14 protein-coding genes are annotated in these 16156 nt (G+C 73.2%); 10 read left to right on the top strand and 4 right to left on the bottom strand.

From position 1 onward, the window contains the following. Positions 1-2595 (top strand): alpha/beta fold hydrolase (locus IE294_RS41030; protein ID WP_189894484.1); only part of this gene is annotated, 2595 nt, incomplete at its 5' end. Between the two features lie 66 nt (positions 2596-2661). Here the strand turns inward: IE294_RS41030 and IE294_RS41025 are convergent. Beyond that, on the bottom strand, positions 2662-2916 hold the full coding sequence (locus tag IE294_RS41025) for a hypothetical protein (RefSeq protein ID WP_189894483.1): 255 nt from the start codon (positions 2914-2916) through the stop codon (positions 2662-2664). Between the two features lie 287 nt (positions 2917-3203). Here IE294_RS41025 and IE294_RS41020 point away from each other — a divergent pair, with 287 nt between their 5' ends. From IE294_RS41020 to IE294_RS40995, 6 genes are all read left to right on the top strand, one after another. Further along, complete coding sequence (locus IE294_RS41020) at positions 3204-4007, top strand: ABC transporter ATP-binding protein (RefSeq protein WP_189894482.1); 804 nt, start codon at positions 3204-3206, stop codon at positions 4005-4007. After that, complete coding sequence (locus IE294_RS41015) at positions 4007-6517, top strand: FtsX-like permease family protein (protein ID WP_189894481.1); 2511 nt, start codon at positions 4007-4009, stop codon at positions 6515-6517. Before IE294_RS41020 ends, IE294_RS41015 begins: the two co-directional genes overlap by 1 nt. A gap of 86 nt (positions 6518-6603) precedes the next feature. Further along, on the top strand, positions 6604-7902 hold the full coding sequence (locus tag IE294_RS41010) for a sensor histidine kinase (RefSeq protein ID WP_189894480.1): 1299 nt from the start codon (positions 6604-6606) through the stop codon (positions 7900-7902). Then, positions 7866-8510: a response regulator gene (locus IE294_RS41005; protein WP_189894479.1), complete on the top strand. Its 645-nt coding sequence runs from the start codon at positions 7866-7868 to the stop codon at positions 8508-8510. The genes IE294_RS41010 and IE294_RS41005 overlap by 37 nt, the downstream gene beginning before the upstream one ends. Positions 8511-8620: 110 nt before the next feature. Continuing rightward, positions 8621-9376, top strand: a complete 756-nt coding sequence (locus IE294_RS41000) for a thioesterase II family protein (RefSeq protein WP_189894478.1) — start codon at positions 8621-8623, stop codon at positions 9374-9376. Then, positions 9373-10236, top strand: a complete 864-nt coding sequence (locus IE294_RS40995; RefSeq protein ID WP_189894477.1) for an SDR family oxidoreductase — start codon at positions 9373-9375, stop codon at positions 10234-10236. The genes IE294_RS41000 and IE294_RS40995 overlap by 4 nt, the downstream gene beginning before the upstream one ends. Before the next feature lie 83 nt (positions 10237-10319). Here the strand turns inward: IE294_RS40995 and IE294_RS40990 are convergent, their stop codons facing one another. Genes IE294_RS40990 through IE294_RS40980 form a run of 3 tightly spaced genes read right to left on the bottom strand, consistent with a single transcriptional unit; the run spans position 10320 to position 13064 of the window. Beyond that, positions 10320-10511: a ferredoxin gene (locus IE294_RS40990; protein WP_189894476.1), complete on the bottom strand. Its 192-nt coding sequence runs from the start codon at positions 10509-10511 to the stop codon at positions 10320-10322. Positions 10512-10537: 26 nt separating this feature from the next. Next, a complete protein-coding gene (locus tag IE294_RS40985; protein ID WP_189894475.1) occupies positions 10538-11773 on the bottom strand; it encodes a cytochrome P450 in 1236 nt (411 codons plus the stop codon). Between the two features lie 58 nt (positions 11774-11831). Further along, positions 11832-13064 carry a cytochrome P450 gene (locus tag IE294_RS40980; RefSeq protein WP_189894486.1) on the bottom strand — a complete coding sequence of 411 codons (1233 nt, stop codon included), beginning with the start codon at positions 13062-13064 and terminating at the stop codon, positions 11832-11834. Positions 13065-13941: 877 nt separating this feature from the next. Here IE294_RS40980 and IE294_RS40975 point away from each other — a divergent pair. The 3 genes from IE294_RS40975 (at position 13942) to IE294_RS40965 (ending at position 16149) form a co-directional block, all read left to right on the top strand. After that, complete coding sequence (locus IE294_RS40975; protein ID WP_189894474.1) at positions 13942-14838, top strand: proline iminopeptidase-family hydrolase; 897 nt, start codon at positions 13942-13944, stop codon at positions 14836-14838. Positions 14839-14935: 97 nt separating this feature from the next. Further along, on the top strand, positions 14936-15871 hold the full coding sequence (locus tag IE294_RS40970) for an ACP S-malonyltransferase (RefSeq protein WP_189894473.1): 936 nt from the start codon (positions 14936-14938) through the stop codon (positions 15869-15871). Between the two features lie 26 nt (positions 15872-15897). After that, positions 15898-16149 carry a phosphopantetheine-binding protein gene (locus IE294_RS40965; protein WP_189894472.1) on the top strand — a complete coding sequence of 84 codons (252 nt, stop codon included), beginning with the start codon at positions 15898-15900 and terminating at the stop codon, positions 16147-16149. The last annotated feature ends 7 nt before the right edge of the window (positions 16150-16156 follow it).

Below are 16156 nucleotides of genomic sequence, written 5' to 3'. Positions count from 1 at the left end.
CGGACCGGCCGTCCACGCCGGGCGGGTGTGTCCTCCTTCGGCATCAGCGGCACCAACGCCCACGCCATCATCGAGGAGGCGCCCGCGCAGGAGCCGGCGGACGCCGACCCCGACGCCCCGGCGATCGTCTGGCCCCTGTCCGCCCGCTCGGCAGCGGCCCTGCCCGCGCAGGCCGAGCGCCTGCACGCCTTCCTTGCGGACCGGCCCGAACTGCACCCGGCGGCCGTCGCCAGGGCCCTCGGCACCCGGCGCACCGCCTTCGACCACCGCGCTGCCGTCACCGGCACCGACCGGGACCAGCTCCTGGCGGGACTGCGCGCCCTCGCCGACGGTACCCCCGCCCCCACGGCCGCCACCGGCAGGGCGCGGACCGGCACTCGTACGGCGTTCCTGTTCACCGGCCAGGGCGCCCAACGCCTCGGTATGGGCCTCGAACTGCGCGCCCGCTACCCGGTGTTCGCCGACGCCTTCGACGCGATCGACGCCCGGCTCGGCCTGGACCTCGCCGGGGCGCCGGCCGGTGACGACACCGACGCCGTCCACCGCACGCGGTACGCCCAGACGGCGCTGTTCGCCTTCGAGGTGGCCCTGTTCCGGCTGCTGGAGTCCTTCGGTGTGCGGCCCGACGTCCTGGCCGGGCACTCCGTCGGGGAGATCGCCGCCGCGCATGTGGCCGGCGTCCTCGACCTGGACGACGCCTGCACCCTGGTCGCCGCCCGCGGCCGGCTCATGGAGGCGCTGCCGGAGGGCGGCGCGATGGTCGCCGTACAGGCCACCGAGGAGCAGGTACGGCCGCTGCTGGACGACCGCGTCGGGCTGGCCGCGGTCAACGGGCCGTCCTCCGTGGTGCTTTCGGGGCAGGAGGCGGCGGTGCTCGCCGCCGCCGAGGGCTTCGCGAAGACCAAGCGGCTCACCGTCTCGCACGCCTTCCACTCGCCCCTGATGGACGGCATGCTCGACGCGTTCCGTGCGGTGGCCGAGAAGCTGACGTTCCATCAGCCGCGCATCCCGCTGGTGTCCACGCTCACCGGGCGCCCCGCCGACGGCGAGCAGTTGTGCGACCCCGGCCACTGGGTGCGGCACGTGCGGGAGACGGTCCGGTTCGCCGACGCCGTCACGGCCCTCACCGCCTCGGGCGTCGGCCGCTTCGTGGAAGTCGGCCCGGACGCCGTGCTGACCGGCCTCGTCCGCGCGTGCCCGGCGGCCGACGGCGCCGTCCTCGTCGCCCTCGGCCGGCGCCACGGCAGCGAACCCGTGGCCCTCCTGTCGGGTCTCGCCCGGCTGTACACCGACGGCCTCGCCCCCGACTGGGCGGCGCTCTTCCCCGGCACGGCCCGCGCCGACCTGCCCACCTACGCGTTCCGGCACGAGCGGTACTGGCTGAACGCGGACGTGGCCCTCACCGCCCTTCCGGCCGCCGAACCCGCGTCGCCCGTCGCCGCCGCGGACGCCGAGCCGCTCGGGCAACGGCTCGCCGGTGCCCCGCCGGCCGAACAGGAGGCGCTGCTGACCGAGGTGATCCGGGCCCAGACCGCGGCGATCCTCGGGCACCCGGGACCGGAGGCCGTCGAGCCCGACGCCGTCTTGCTGGAGATCGGCATGGACTCCGTCTCCGCGGCCGAACTCCGCGCGGCCCTCGGCGCCGCCCTGGGCAGCACCCTGCCGCCCGGGGCCGTCTTCGACCACCGCACCCCGGCCGCCCTCGCCACCGCCCTGCGCGGGCACCTGGCGGGCGGCGCCCCCGGCCCGGCCGGCGCCGGGGACCTCGAATCCGTCAGCGGGCTGGTGCGGCGCGCGGCCTCGGACGGGCGGATGGACCGGGCCATCGACCTCCTGCGCACCGTGGCCGACATCCTCCCCGGCTTCTCCTCCCTGGCCGAACCCGACTCCGTCCCCGACCCGGTGCGGCTGGCCACCGGCGACGCCGCCCCACGGCTCGTCTGCCTGCCCTCGCCGATGGCGCTCGGCGGCGCCCACCAGTACGCCCGCTTCGCCCGGCACTTCGACGGCCGCCGTGACGTCGTGGTGCCCGCGGTGCCCGGCTTCGGCCCCGGCGAGGCGCTGCCGCGTTCCGTGGACGCGGTGGTGGAGGTGGTCGTCGAGGGCATCCGCCGGGCCTGCGCGGACGAGCGGCCGTACGTGCTCGTCGGCTACTCCTCCGGCGGTCAGTTCGCCCACGCGGCGGCCGAGATCATGGAGAAGGCCGGACAGCCTGCCGCCGGCGTGGTGCTGCTGGACACCTATCTGCCCGGGGACGACGGCAAGGACGACCTGTGGCGGCAGATGTTCGACGGCATGCTGGACCGGGAGTCGTCCCTCGGGGGCTTCGGGACCGCCCGTCTCGCCGCCATGAGCCGCTACAGCGACCTGATCCAGCACTGCCTGCCCGGCGCCCTGGCGGCGCCCGTGCTGTTCGTACGGCCCACGGAGTCCTTCGCTCCCGGTAGCGACGACTGGCGGGCGAGCTGGCCCGCGGAGCACGAGCCGGCCGACGTGCCCGGCACGCACTTCACGATGCTGGAGGACCGCGCGGAGGCCACCGCCGAGGCGGTCGAGGCGTGGCTCACGGCGGCCCGGTCCGCCGTCGCGTCCTGAAATCGGGGGCGGTCGAAAGAGAAGGGGCGCGGGCGGCCGAAAGGCTGCCCGCGCCCTGATTCTTCGTCACTCGCCGGCCTCGCGGAAATGCGCCAACCACGCGTGGATATCGCATCGGATACTGGCCGGATCGACCCCTAATTGCAGAGCGATTTCATCCGCGGCCGATTCAGGCTGCCAGCCGCTGCGCTGGAGCGCCAGCCACATCGTCGTGCCGCGTGGGCCGCACCGGTGCCGCTTCCCGGTGCGCCGGGAGAACAGCTCCAGATATCCGTCGGGCCGGACCCGTGCGGTCAGTTCGTGGTCAGGCCTCGTGACCATGGCACTTCCCCTCTTTCGTGGATTTCTGCGGACGGTTTCGACGGTACCCGCGGACAAGCCCCGGGACACGGGTGGCAACCGGCCCTTTCGAAGGGGAGTCAAATATGCGGACAAGGGTGATGACACCGCTGCACAAAGGTGGTGGGCACCCGTCGAAACCTGCCCGTTCGAGGTAGAGAAACCTCTACCTCCAACCGGCCGGACAATGCCAATGTGCCGCGGGCCCGGCCTTCCTAATCTGGTCCGCAGACACCGCGTGAGAAGCGAAATCTCGTAGGGGAGCCCCCGTGCACACTTCACACGACCTCCGCCGGGCGGAGGCGGTACGGCTGGACGCCGTGTCGAAGACCTATGGCCGAGGGGACAGCCAGGTGGCCGCGCTCCGCGGGCTCACCGTGAGCTTCGCCGACGGCACCTTCACCGCCGTCATGGGACCGTCCGGATCCGGCAAGAGCACCTTCCTGCACTGCGCCGCGGGACTGGTCCAGCCCACCTCCGGCACGGTCACCGTCGGCGGCACCGACCTCGCCGGCCTGGACGACACCCGGCTGACCAAGCTGCGCCGCGACCGGATCGGCTTCATCTTCCAGTCCTTCAACCTGCTGCCCGCGCTGACCGTCATGCAGAACATCACCCTGCCGCTGCAACTGGCCGGACAGCGGCCCGACAAGAGCCTGATCCGTACCGTCGTGCAGCGCGTGGGCCTGGCCGAGCGGCTCGGCCACCTGCCCTCCCAGCTCTCCGGCGGCCAGCAGCAGCGCGTCGCCATCGCCCGCGCCCTGGTGACCCGGCCCGCCGTGGTCTTCGCCGACGAGCCCACCGGCGCCCTCGACACCCGCACCGCCGCCTCCGTGCTCGGTCTGCTGCGCGAGTCCGTCGACACCGGCCGCCAGACGCTGGTCATGGTCACCCACGACCCGGTGGCCGCCTCCTACGCCGACCGCGTGGTCTTCCTCGCCGACGGCGCCTTCGCCGGCGAACTGCTCCGGCCGACGGCCGACGCCGTCGCCGCCCGGATGACCCGGCTCGGCGCCTGGGAGGACGACACCCACCGACAGGGCGCCGCGCAGCCCTCGGGAGGGCGGTACTGATGTGGCGCCTGGCCCTGCGCACCCTGAAGTTCCGCAGGACGAGCTTCGTCGCGACCTTCCTCGCCATGTTCCTCGGCGCCGCGATCGTCATCGGCTGCGGCGGCCTGATGGAGACGGGCGCCCGCATGGCGGCCGAACCCCAGCGCCTGGGCGGCGCACCGGTCGTCGTCACCGGTGAACAGACCTACGACTCCACCGCCCTGACCGAGCGTCACCGCATCGACCCCGGCCTCGTCGGCGAGGTCGCCCGGGTGCGGGGCGTCCGCGCGGCCGTCGGCGACGTGTCCGTCCCGGCCACCGTCCTCAAGGACGGCAAGCCGGTGACCGGCGAGTCCGCCTCGTACGGCCACGGCTGGGCCTCCGCCCGGCTCACCCCCTATACCCTCGCCGCCGGTAAAACCCCCGCCGCCGGCGGCGAGGCCGTCCTCGACGCGGACCTCGCCCGGCGCGCCGGAGCGCGCCCGGGGTCCTCCGTCGACATCGTCGTCCAGGGCACGGTCCGCCGGTTCCTGGTCAGCGGGATCGCCGAGCAGCGCGGCGACCACAACCCCGACGCCGCCGTGTTCTTCACGGACGACGAGGCCCGCACCCTCGCCGGTGGCCGGATCGACTCCATCGGCGTCCTGCCCGCCCCCGGCACCCGGGTCGCCGCGGTCGCGGACGCGGTGCGCGCCGAGGTCGGCGACCGTGCCGAGGTGCTGACCGGCGAACGCCGGGGACTGGCCGAACTGCCCGGCACCCTCTCCAGCAAGCGCACCGTCGTCATCCTCGCGGCGGTCTTCGGCTCCTCCGTCGTCCTGATCGTCATGTTCGGCGTCGCCTCCACCCTCGGCCTCTCCCTCCAGCAGCGCGCCCGCGAGATGGCCCTGCTGCGCGCCGTCGGCTCCACCCCGCACCAGCTGCGCCGCATGATCCTCACCGAGACGGCCGTGCTGTCGGTGGGCTCCGTCCTGCTCGCCCTGCTGCCCGGATACGCCATCGGACGGCTGCTGTTCGGGGTGCTGACCGCCAGCGGCGTGGTGTCACCGGCGATCGTCTACCACGCCGGCTGGATGCCGATGGCCGTCGGAGCCGTCGTCACCGTCCTCGCCGCGGCCGGCGCCACCCGCTTCGCCGGACGGCGCGCCGCCCGCACCGAACCGGTCGCCGCGCTGGCCGAGTCCACCGCCGGCACCCGCTGGTTCAGCGTGCCCCGGCTGCTGTTCGCGCTGCTCTTCCTCGCAGGCGGCATCGGCCTGGCCGTCGCCACCGCCACCGTCATGGAGGACGGCCCCACCCTCGCCAGCACCGCCGGACCCGCCTCCGTGCTGTTCTGCATCGGCCTCGCCCTGCTCGCCCCCGGCATCACCAAGGCCATGGTGGCGCTGCTCCGCCTGCCGGTCCGGGCCTTCTCCGGGCTCTCAGGCCAACTGGCGCTGCGCAACGCCGCCACCGCCAACGTTCGCATGGCCGGCGCGGTCGCGCCGATCGTCCTGCTCATCGGCATCGCCACCGGCACGCTGTACATGCAGTCCACCGAGGACCACGTCTCGCGGACCTCCTACGACCGCAACATCCTCGCCGACTACGTCCTCGACTCCACGACGGGCGGATTCGCGCCCGGTGTCGTCGACCGGGTGCGCGCCACCCCCGGGGTGGCCGCGGCCTCCGAGTTCGTCACCAGCCGCGGCTTCGTGGACCGCGCCGGCGGCCCGGACCAGGTCGACCTGCGCGGGGTCTCCGCCGACGGCGTGCGGCAGAGCCTGGACCTGCCCGTCGTCGCCGGCTCCCTCACCGGCCTGCGCGGCGACACCGTGGCCCTGTCCGACAAGAAGGCCCGGGAGTACGGGGTGACGGTCGGCGACCGGCTGCCGATGCACCTCGGGGACGGCACCGCCGTACGCCCCACCGTCGTGGCCCTCTACACCGACAACCCCAAGCAGGAGTACCTGACGCTGCCCGCGGCCGTCCTCGCCCCGCACACCGGTGACGGGCTGCCGCACCAGATCCTCGTCCGCACCGCGCCCGGCGGCGGCGCCGACGTCCACGCACGCCTGGCCGCGCTGGCCGCCCGGGTGCCCGGCACCGAACTGGACGACAGCTCCTCACTGGCCGGCCGGAACAACCAGATCCAGCAGATCCTGGTCTCCGCCAACTACACCATCGTCGCCATGATCGTCGGGTACGCCGCGATCACCGTCGTCAACACCCTGGTGTCCGTCACCCGGAAACGGCGCGCGGAGTTCGGCCTCCAGCGGCTCACCGGCGCGACCCGCGCCCAGGTGCTCGGCATGCTGACCGTCGAGGGCCTGTTGACCGGCGTCGTCGCCACCGTCCTCGGCACCGCCGCCTCCGCGACGACCATCGTCCCCTACAGCCTCGTCAAGAGCGACTCCTATCTGCCCTCCGGATCCATCGGCATCTACCTCGCCATCGTCGGCGGATCGCTGCTGCTGGTGTTCGGTGCCACGCTGCTGCCGTCCTGGCGCGGCATGCGCAGCCCCGCCGTGGAGACGGTGAAGGCCGCGTGAGCCACCCCCTGGCCGGGCCGTCCCCGCGTCCCCCGGGCGGGGGCGGCCGCTCCATGACGGGCGGCCGGGAATGGGAGCATGAGGACATGAAGACTGTGCCGGTCACGTGGCGCGGCCGAGTCGGCCGCGCCACCGTGGACACCCTGGTCGGCGTGGCCATCGCCTGCGGAGCGCTGCTGTCGGTCGTCCTCTTCGTCACCACCACCTACTTCATCGTCCTGTGTCTCATCGGCATCGGCTTCCTCGCGCTGCCCTACCTCACCCGGGCCGTGCGATGGCTGTGCGACCTCAACCGGCGGGCCGCCGCGCGCTCCGGCGTCCCGGTGGAGCGGCCCTACCGGCCCGAGCCGGAGGAGATCGAGAAGGACATCGTCGGCTGGACGCGGCGCTGCAAGTGGATCCTCGCCGACCCCGCGACCTGGCGGGACCTGCTGTGGCTGCTCCTCAACTGCGTCGTCGGCCTCGTCGGGTTCGTCCCGGCCGCGCTGCTCTACTACGCGGGGGAGGGGATGTTCCTCGCCTGCGGCCTGTGGCGGCCCCTCGCGGACGACGGACACGGCCGCTGGTACTCCTTCGTCACCGTCGACAGCTGGCCGGCCGCGCTCGCCGCGGCCCTGCTCGCACTCGTCGTACTCACCGGCTGGCTGTTCCTCGGCCCGCTGGTGCTCACGGGGTACGCCTACTTCGTCCGCCTCCTGCTCGGCCCCACCCGCCAGTCCCAACTCGCCTCGCGCGTCCAGCACTTGTCCGAGACCCGCTCCGGCGCCCTCGACATCCAGGCCGCCGAACTGCGCCGCATCGAACGCGACCTGCACGACGGAGCCCAGGCCCGGCTCGTCAGCCTCGGTCTCCAACTCGGCGCCGTGGACCGGAAGATGAACCAGGACCCGGAGGAGGCCCGGCGGCTGCTGCGGCAGGCCCGCACCTCGTCGGTGCAGGCACTGCGCGAACTGCGCGACCTGGTCCACGGCATCCACCCGCCGGTCCTCGCCGAACGGGGCCTGCCCGACGCCCTGCGCGCCCTGGGCCTGGCCAGCCCGCTCCACGTCACCGTGGTGGCGGACCTGCCCGGCCGCCTGCCCGACCCGGTCGAGTCCGCCGTGTACTTCGCGGTGTCCGAGCTGCTCACCAACGCCCTCAAGCACGCCGACGCGCGGCGCGTGGAGGTCGTCGCCTGGTGCGAGGAGGGCATGCTGCACGCCCGGGTCACCGACGACGGCCGCGGCGGCGCCGACGCGTCGGCCGGGAGCGGCCTCGCGGGCATCCGACGGCGGCTGGCATCCTTTGACGGGGTCCTGGAGATCGACAGCCCACCGGGCGGTCCGACCGTGATGAAGATGGAGTTGCCGTGCGCGTTGTCCTCGCCGAAGACCTCTTCCTCCTGAGGCAGGGGATCATCCAACTGCTGGAGGCGTACGACTTCGAGGTGGTCGCCGCCGTCGACAACGGCACGGATCTCGCCGCCGCGATCACCGAGCACCGGCCCGACATCGCCATCGTCGACGTACGGCTCCCGCCCACCTTCACCACCGAGGGCCTCCAGGCGGCCCTGCGCGCCCGCCGGGAGCGGCCCGGCCTGCCGATCCTCGTCCTCTCCCAGCACGTCGAGCAGATGTACGCCCGGGAACTGCTGGCCGACGGCACCGGCGGCATCGGCTATCTGCTGAAGGACAGCGTGCTGGACGACGAGCAGTTCATCGACGCCGTGCGCCGGGTCGCGGCCGGCGGCACGGCCATGGACACCGCCGTGGTCGCCCAGCTGATGACCAGTCACTCCCGGGACGAGCCGCTGGCCGCGCTCACCGCCCGCGAGCGCGAGGTGCTGGAGCTGATGGCGGAGGGCTGCTCGAACACGGCGATCGCCCAGCGGCTCACCATCACCGAGGGCGCGGCGGCGAAGCACATCTCCAACATCTTCACCAAGCTGATGCTGCCGCCGTCGGGCGACAGCAACCGCCGGGTGCTCGCCGTACTGGCCTATCTCAACGCCTGAGCAGGCCGGTTGGGGCGGGTAGGGGTGGTCCGACCCCGCTTCGCGCGTGAGACTTCAGGGGCACCGCCCCGCGCCCCGCGCCGCAGCCCAGGAAGGGAACGCCCGCGCCCATGACCACGCTCACCGAGCAGGACAGTCTCTGGATCCGCCGCTACCATCCCCGCCCGGACGCGGCGGCCCGGCTGGTGTGCCTGCCCCACGCCGGCGGCTCGGCCACCTTCTACCACCCGGTGTCGGCGGGCATGCCGGCTTCCGTGGACGTGCTCGCCGTGCAGTACCCGGGGCGCCAGGACCGCCGCACCGAGCCGTGCGCCACGAGCATCGCCGAACTCGCCGACCAGGTCACCGCCGTCCTGCTGCCGTGGGCCGACCGCCCGCTGGTTCTCTTCGGCCACAGCATGGGCGCCACCCTCGGCTTCGAGGTCGCCCGCCGGCTGCAACGCGACCACGGCGTCGTCCCGCGCGCACTGTTCGCCTCCGCCCGCCGGGCCCCCTCCTGCCCACGGCACGAGACGGTCCACCTGCGCGACGACGACGGACTCGTCCAGGAGATGCGCCAGTTGAGCGGCACGGACGCGGCCATCCTCGACGACGAGGAACTGATCCGCATGGCCCTGCCCGCGATCCGCGCCGACTACCGCGCGGCCGAGACCTACACCTACGAGCCCGGACCGAACCTGGCCTGCCCCATCGTCAGCCTGGTCGGCGACGACGACCCCAAGGTCACCGTGGACGAGGCCCGCGCCTGGTCGCGCCACACGGACACGGCATCCGAGTTCCACGTCTTCCCGGGCGGCCACTTCTACCTGACCGCGCACGCCCAGGACGTCCTGGGCCTGCTGACCAAGTGGGCGGTACGGTCGTGACGTCGGTCCTCATCACCGGGTGCAGCAGCGGCATCGGCCTGGAGACGGCGCTGGCGTTCGCACGGCGCGGGGACCGCGTCCACGCCTGCGTCCGCGACCCCGCCGGCGCGGCGGAACTGCTCCGACGCGCCCGCGCCGAGGACCTCACCCTCGACGTGCCCCGGCTGGACGTCACCGACGACGCCTCCGTCACCGCCGCCGTCACCGCGGTGCAGGACCGGCACGGACCCGTCGACGTGCTGGTCAACAACGCGGGCATCGACCGGACCGGCCCCGTCGAGACCATGCCGCTCGACCGGGCGCGGGCGCTGATGGAGACCAACCTCTGGGGCCCGCTGCGCGTGTCCCGCGCCGTGCTGCCCGGCATGCGTGCCCGTGGCGGCGGGGTCATCGTGAACGTCTCGTCCCTCGCGGGGCGGACGTTCGCGGTGCCGCACGGCGGTTTCTACGCGGCGAGCAAGGCCGCCCTGGGCGCGCTCAGCGAGGCCCTGTACGCGGAGGTCCAGCCCTTCGGCATCCGGGTGGTGTGCCTGGAACCGGGCAGCTTCGCCTCCCGCATCCAGGGCAGGCCCGCCGCCGGCGCGACCGACGGGAAGCCGTCCGAGGACGACCCGTACCGCGCGGACCACGCCTGGCTGGCCCGGTTCCTCGCCCGTGTCGCGGAAGGCGCCGCCGACTGCGCGGAGGCGGCCGAGGCCGTCGTCGCCGCCGCCGACGACCCCGGCACCCCGCTGCACACGGTGGTCGGCAAGGACGCGGAAGCGGCACTGGGGTTCCTGGCGGGCGTCTCCTACGAGCAGTGGCTGCCCCGCTTCCTCGGCCAGGCCGAGTCCCTCGCCGGGCCCCGGCCAGCCCCGTGAACGAGCGGCCATCGATGCGACGCGGGCCTCGCAGGCGGCCCAGCCGCCTCCGAGGCCCGCGACCATGGGTGGCCGACGGAGATTCAGTCCTGCACGCGGATCGAGCGCGCCGGGCACAGGTCGGCGGCCCGGTGGACCTCCTCGTGGAGACCCGCGGCCGGTACCTCCCGCAGGACCAGGACGAGTCCGTCGTCGTCCTGGTCGAACACCTCGGGGCTGAGCATCGCGCACTGGCCGGAGCCCACGCACCGGTCGCGGTCGGCGGTGACACGCATGAGGGGGACTCCGTCCGGGTCGGCCGTCACCAGGTGACGGGGAGTTCGTAGACGCCGTAGACCATGGCGTCGTCCTTGAAGCGCAGTTCCTCCGGCTCGGCCGCCAACCGCAGGCCGGGGACGCGGCGCAGCAGCGTGCCGTAGACCGTCTCCAGCTCCACCCGGGCCAGGTTGGCGCCGATGCACTGGTGGATGCCGTAGCCGAAGGCGAGATGGCCGCGGGCCTCCTCGCGGCGGATGTCGAGGGTGCCCGGGTCCGGGAAGACGGACTCGTCGTGGTTGGCGGCGTTGTTCAGGGCGAGGATGCCCTCGCCGGCGCGGATGGTGACGCCGCCGACCTCGATGTCGGCCACCGCCACCCGCGCCGTGCCGGAGTCGGAGATGGAGAAGACCCGCAGCAACTCCTCGATGGCGTTCGGAAGGAGCGCGGGGTCGTCCCGCAACGCCGCCATCTGCTCGGGGTGCCGGAGCAGGGCCAGCACACCGAGGGCGATCATGTTCGCCGTCGTCTCATGGCCGCCGACCAGCATCAGCCGGGCCATCGTCACCACGTCGACGTGGTCGGCGACCTTCTCGGTGCGGTTCTTCTCCAGGAACCGGCTGATGAGGTCGTCGCCCGGCTCGTCCTCCTTGAGGGTGACGAGCTTGTCGAGGTACGTGTCCAGGGCCTGCACCGCCGCCCCGTACTCCGCCGGGCTCAGATCGTGGTTCATCATCGCCGCCGACCACTCCTCGAACTGCGCGTGGTCCTCGTACGGCACGCCGAGCAGTTCGCAGATGACCAGGGACGGCACCGGCAGCGCGAGCGCGGTGACCAGGTCCACCGGGCCGCCCTTCGCCAGCATCGCGTCCACGTGCTCGTCCACGATCTGCTGGATGCGCGGGCGCATCTCCCTCACCCGCCGCGCGGTGAACTCCGGGATGAGCATGCGCCGTTGGGCGCTGTGCTCCGGCGGGTCCAGGTTGAGCATCATCAGCCGGACCTGCGCCAGCATCTCCTCGGGGATGTGGAACTGGTGCGGGTAGCCCGGCAGTTTCAGGTTGGAGCTCACCCGGCTGTCGCCCAGCACCTGCCGGACGTCCTCGTGCCGGGTGACCAGCCAGGTCGGCTTGCCGTTCACCTTCAACGCGGCCCGCGAGACAGGGTCGTTCGCGCGCATCCCGGCGTACTCGCGCGGCTCGCTGAACGGACAGGTGCGCCGCATCGGGAACCGGGGGAGCGGCGACCCCGTCTCGGGTACGGCGTCGGCGGACTGGGTCATGGCTGCCTTTCGGAACGTGTCGGTGACGGAAGCGGGGTACGGGGGCGGGGCCGCGGTGTCACCAGGTGACGGGCAGCTCGTACAGGCCGTAGACGATCGCGTCGTCCTTGAACCGGAGCTCCTCCACCGGGGCGGCCAGGCGCAGCGTCGGCACGCGCCGCAGCAGCGTCGAGTAGACGACGTCCAGCTCCATGCGCGCCAGGTTCTGGCCGATGCACTGGTGGACGCCGTAACCGAACGCCAGGTGGCTGCGGGCCTCGCGCCGCACGTCGAGGCGGTCGGGGTCGGGGAACACACGCGCGTCGTGGTTGGCCGCGTTGTTCAGCGGCAGGATGCCCTCGCCGGCCCGGATGGTCACCCCGCCCAGCTCGATGTCCTCCAGGGCGACCCGGGCGGTGCCGGCGTCGGAGATGGAGAACAGGCGCAGCAGCTCCTCCACCGCCTTCGGCATCAGCTCCGGCTCCGCACGGAGGGCGGCGAGCTGGTCGGGGTGCTCCAGCAGCGCCAGCACGCCCAGAGCGATCATGTTGGCGGTGGTCTCGTGCCCGGTGACCAGCATCAGCTTGGACATGCTGACGATGTCGGAATGCTCCACCGCCGGTGTCCGCCGGTTGAACTCGATCAGCCGGCTGATCATGTCGTCGCCGGGCTCGCTCTCCTTGGCGGTGACCAGCCCGTCCACGTATTGGTCCAGCTCGTAGTGCGCGAGGCCCCGGTCCTCGTCGCTGATGTCGTGGTTCATGATGGCCCACGCCCACTCCTCGAACCGGCCGTGGTCCTCGTACGGCACGCCGAGCAGTTCGCAGATGACGAGGGACGGCACCGGCAGCGCCAGCGCGGTGACCAGGTCCACCGGACCGTCCGCGCCCTTGGCGAGCATCCGGTCGATCTGCTCGTCCACGATCTGCTGCACCCGGCCGCGCAGCTCGCGCATCCGGCGGACGCTGAACTCCGGGGCCAGCATGCGGCGTTGGACGGTGTGGTCCGGCGGGTCCATGGAGAGGAAGGTCAGCGGCACCGACTGGAGCGTCTCCTGTGGGACCGGCACCTGGAGGGGATACCCGGGCAGCTTCAGATTGGCGCTGACCCGGGAGTCGCCCAGGAGCTTCTTGTACAGGTCATGGCGGGTGATCAGCCAGGCGGGCTTGCCGTCCACCTTCAGCCGGGCCCGGGAGACCGGCTCGGTCTCGCGCAGCTCGGCGTAGGCGGCCGGCGGGCTGAAGGGGCAGGCCCGCCGCATCGGGAACTCCGGCGGCGCGGCCTCGTCGGCCGGTTCGGCAGGTGCAGTCATCATGTCCTCATCGCACGGAGGGAGCGGGACGCGCCGGTATCGGAGCGGGTCCGGGCCCGGCGCCGGTGCGGCGCTGTCAGCCGCCCCTCGCACGCTAAGCAGCCACGACCGGGGCCCCAACCCCTAGGCGCCCCTAGGGTCTGTCGTCGAACTCCCGTCTGCCGCGCGACGCCCTGCACGCTCCCCCACTGCCTCGACGGCGTGGGAGGTGCCCCCACTCGCCGCACCGGGCCCCGGCCCGAGTACATCCAGTACGAGGGCCGGGGCCCGGCACTCCCCCAGCCTTCGGCCGGGGCCCCCGGAGCACGCACGTGGCGCCGCGCGGCCCGCCCTCCGAGCGGACGACGGGAGTTCGACGACAGGACCTGGGGGCGTCCAGCGCGGCCACCCGGTCCGGACGGCGCGGCGCGAGGTCCCTCCAGTGGGTGCGGGCCCCGCCCAGGGGGGTGCAGCCGCAGGACGCCGACACGGGGCACGCGGCGTTCCGCGGCCGTGTCCGGCACCTGCTGGGGTTCCCCCACGTTGCGCCGGTCCCTCATGCGTGCCGGAATTCCCGCACGCCTGGACTCCGGGAATCCCCGGTCACCGCGACCCCCTTCGTGCCGGCACGCACAGCCCCGCACTCCGGCTCAGCGGCTCCCGTCGCCGTCCCCCGCCCGCCGACCCCTAGGCGCCGCCCTCCCGGCCGGACCCCGCCTAGGGGCGGTTAGGGGTCCGGCGGCGGCGTGGCGGCGGTTAGCGTCGGCTGCGGAACACGGGCAGAGGCACGGCGGACCGGACAGGGACACGGATCCCCACCGCCCCGGCTCTCCCGGTCCCGGCCGGCGTCCCGTCCCCGGCCGCCGCCGCGTCCCGCAGCCGAGCAGAGGTGATCAGCGTGACCCCGGATCCCAGCGCGAAGGGCACCGTCCCCTTCGGGGAGTACCGGACCTGGTACCGGGTGACCGGTGAACTCGGCGCGGGACGGCCGGCGGTCGTCGCCGTGCACGGCGGTCCCGGCAGCACCCACGACTACCTGCTGCCGCTGGCCCGGCTCGCCGAGGACGGCTGGCCCGTCGTCCACTACGACCAGCTCGGCAACGGCGGTTCCACCCATCTGCCCGGCAAGGGCGCCGAGTTCTGGACCGTCGAGCTCTTCGAGGAGGAACTCGGCAACCTGGTGGAGCAGTTGGGGATCGCCGGCGACTACGTGCTGTTCGGCCAGTCCTGGGGCGGCCCCCTGTGCGCCCGGCACGCCATGACGGCCCCGGCCGGTCTGCGCGGACTGGTCATCGCCAACGCCCCCGCCTCGTACCCGGTCTGGCTCGAGGAGATGGCCCGCCTGCGCGACGGGCTGCCGCCGGACGTGCAGGAGACCCTGCTGCGCCACGAGGCCGCCGGCACCTACGACAGCGAGGAGTACCTGGCCGCGATGCGGGTCTTCTACGACCGCCACGTGTGCCGTGTGACGCCCTGGCCCCGGGACTTCCTGTCCTCCTTCATGGAGATCTACAACGACCCGACCGTCTACTACGCCATGAACGGGCCCAACGAGTTCCATGTCATCGGCACGCTCAAGGACTGGTCGATCGTCGGGGACCTGCACCGCATCCGCACGCCGACCCTGCTGATCAGCGGGCGCCACGACGAGGCCACGCCGGCCGTCGTCCAGCCGTACCACGACGAGATCCCCGGAGCACGCTGGGAGATCTTCGAGGAGTCCAGCCACCTTCCGCACCTGGAGGAACCGGAACGGTTCCTCGCGGTCATGACCGACTTCCTCAAGGCCCTCTGACGCCCACGAGAAAGCCGCTGACGTCCGCCGAGGCCCGCTGACGTCCACGAGAGCCGCTGACATCCACGAGTCCGTGAAAGGGGGCGGGGATCCCGCCATGGCACACGACACCGCGCTCGTCTTCCCCGGCATGGGCCCCGTCCCGTTCGCCGAGGTCGGCAGGTTCATGGTGGCCAACCCCTTCGCCCGGGACCTGGTCGCCGTCGCCGACGAAGCGCTCGGCTACTCGCTCGTGGACGCCTTCCGGACCTCCCCGGGCGACTACTCCGAGGCCGCCCAGGTCGCCTTCTTCGTCAACTGCCTGGCCTGCGCCCACTGGGCCCGGGACCACCTCGGCGTGGAACCCGACATCGTCGCCGGGCCCAGCTTCGGCGAGAAGGCCGCCCTCGCCTGGACCGGCGCCCTGGAGCTGCCCGACGCGGTCCGCCTGACCGCCGAGATCGCCCGCTGCCTGGAGGAGTACTTCGCCGAGGAGCACCGGGACAAGGTCACCCTGTCCTTCGTCCGCGCCCCGCGCGACGGACTCGACGCGATCCTCGCCGACCTCGACGCGGCGGGGGAGTGGCACGAGATCTCCTGCCACGTCGACGACGGCTTCTTCATGGTCTCCCTGTCCGAGCGCCGCGTGGAGTGGATGCAGGAGCGGCTGCGCGCCATCGGCAGCCTCCCGCTGTACACCATGCGGCCCCCCCTGCACGCCTCGGCGTTCCGGTCGCTGCGCGACAAGGCCGAGCGCGAGGTGGTGTCCCGCTACACCTTCGCCGATCCCGCGCTGCCCGTCGTCGCCGACCAGGACGGCAGGCTCCTGCACACCGGCGAGGAACTGCGCACCATGCTGCTCGACGGCTTCGACCACCCGATGGACTGGCCGAGCGTCACGACGGCCCTCAAGGACGCCGGCGTCCGGCGCCTGTGCGTCGCCGGGCCCGACAGCCTCTTCGGCCGGGTTCCCCGCACGGCCCGCCAGTTCGACGTCGTCGCCGCGCAACCGCGGCTGGCGATGACCCCCCGGCGCCGCTCGCGCGCCGCCTGACCCCGCCCGACACGTTGGAGGCACCCATGTGGGACGACCGGTTCGAACAGATACTCCGCCCCTTCCTGCCGTTCCTTCCGCCGCAGGAGCAGCTGACGCCGGAAACCGACCTGAGGGACCTCGGCCTGGACTCGCTCGGCACCGTCCAGCTCCTCGGCACGCTGGAGGAGGACTACCAGGTCCGCTTCCGCGACAGCGCGCTGACCATGGACACCTTCCGCACCGCCGGCGTGCTGTGGGACACCGTGCGGGGCATGCTCCAGAGCACCGCGAGCTGACGGGACG

The sequence above is a fragment of the Streptomyces canarius genome (genome assembly GCF_014650735.1).
GTDB lineage: Bacteria > Actinomycetota > Actinomycetes > Streptomycetales > Streptomycetaceae > Streptomyces > Streptomyces olivaceoviridis.
The sequence above is the reverse complement of the archived record's forward strand: the minus strand, read 5'-3'. Positions and strand labels throughout refer to the sequence as shown.

What these genes read in the sequence shown, in the direction of transcription:
- IE294_RS41010 (WP_189894480.1), top strand. Translation starts at nt 6,604, where the DNA reads ATGAAGACTGTGCCGGTCACGTGGCGCGGCCGAGTCGGCCGCGCCACC.
- IE294_RS40970 (WP_189894473.1), top strand. Translation starts at nt 14,936, where the DNA reads ATGGCACACGACACCGCGCTCGTCTTCCCCGGCATGGGCCCCGTCCCG.
- IE294_RS41015 (WP_189894481.1), top strand. Translation starts at nt 4,007, where the DNA reads ATGTGGCGCCTGGCCCTGCGCACCCTGAAGTTCCGCAGGACGAGCTTC.
- IE294_RS40965 (WP_189894472.1), top strand. Translation starts at nt 15,898, where the DNA reads ATGTGGGACGACCGGTTCGAACAGATACTCCGCCCCTTCCTGCCGTTC.
- IE294_RS40990 (WP_189894476.1), bottom strand. Translation starts at nt 10,511, where the DNA reads ATGCGTGTCACCGCCGACCGCGACCGGTGCGTGGGCTCCGGCCAGTGC.
- IE294_RS41025 (WP_189894483.1), bottom strand. Translation starts at nt 2,916, where the DNA reads ATGGTCACGAGGCCTGACCACGAACTGACCGCACGGGTCCGGCCCGAC.
- IE294_RS40985 (WP_189894475.1), bottom strand. Translation starts at nt 11,773, where the DNA reads ATGACCCAGTCCGCCGACGCCGTACCCGAGACGGGGTCGCCGCTCCCC.
- IE294_RS41000 (WP_189894478.1), top strand. Translation starts at nt 8,621, where the DNA reads ATGACCACGCTCACCGAGCAGGACAGTCTCTGGATCCGCCGCTACCAT.
- IE294_RS40980 (WP_189894486.1), bottom strand. Translation starts at nt 13,064, where the DNA reads ATGACTGCACCTGCCGAACCGGCCGACGAGGCCGCGCCGCCGGAGTTC.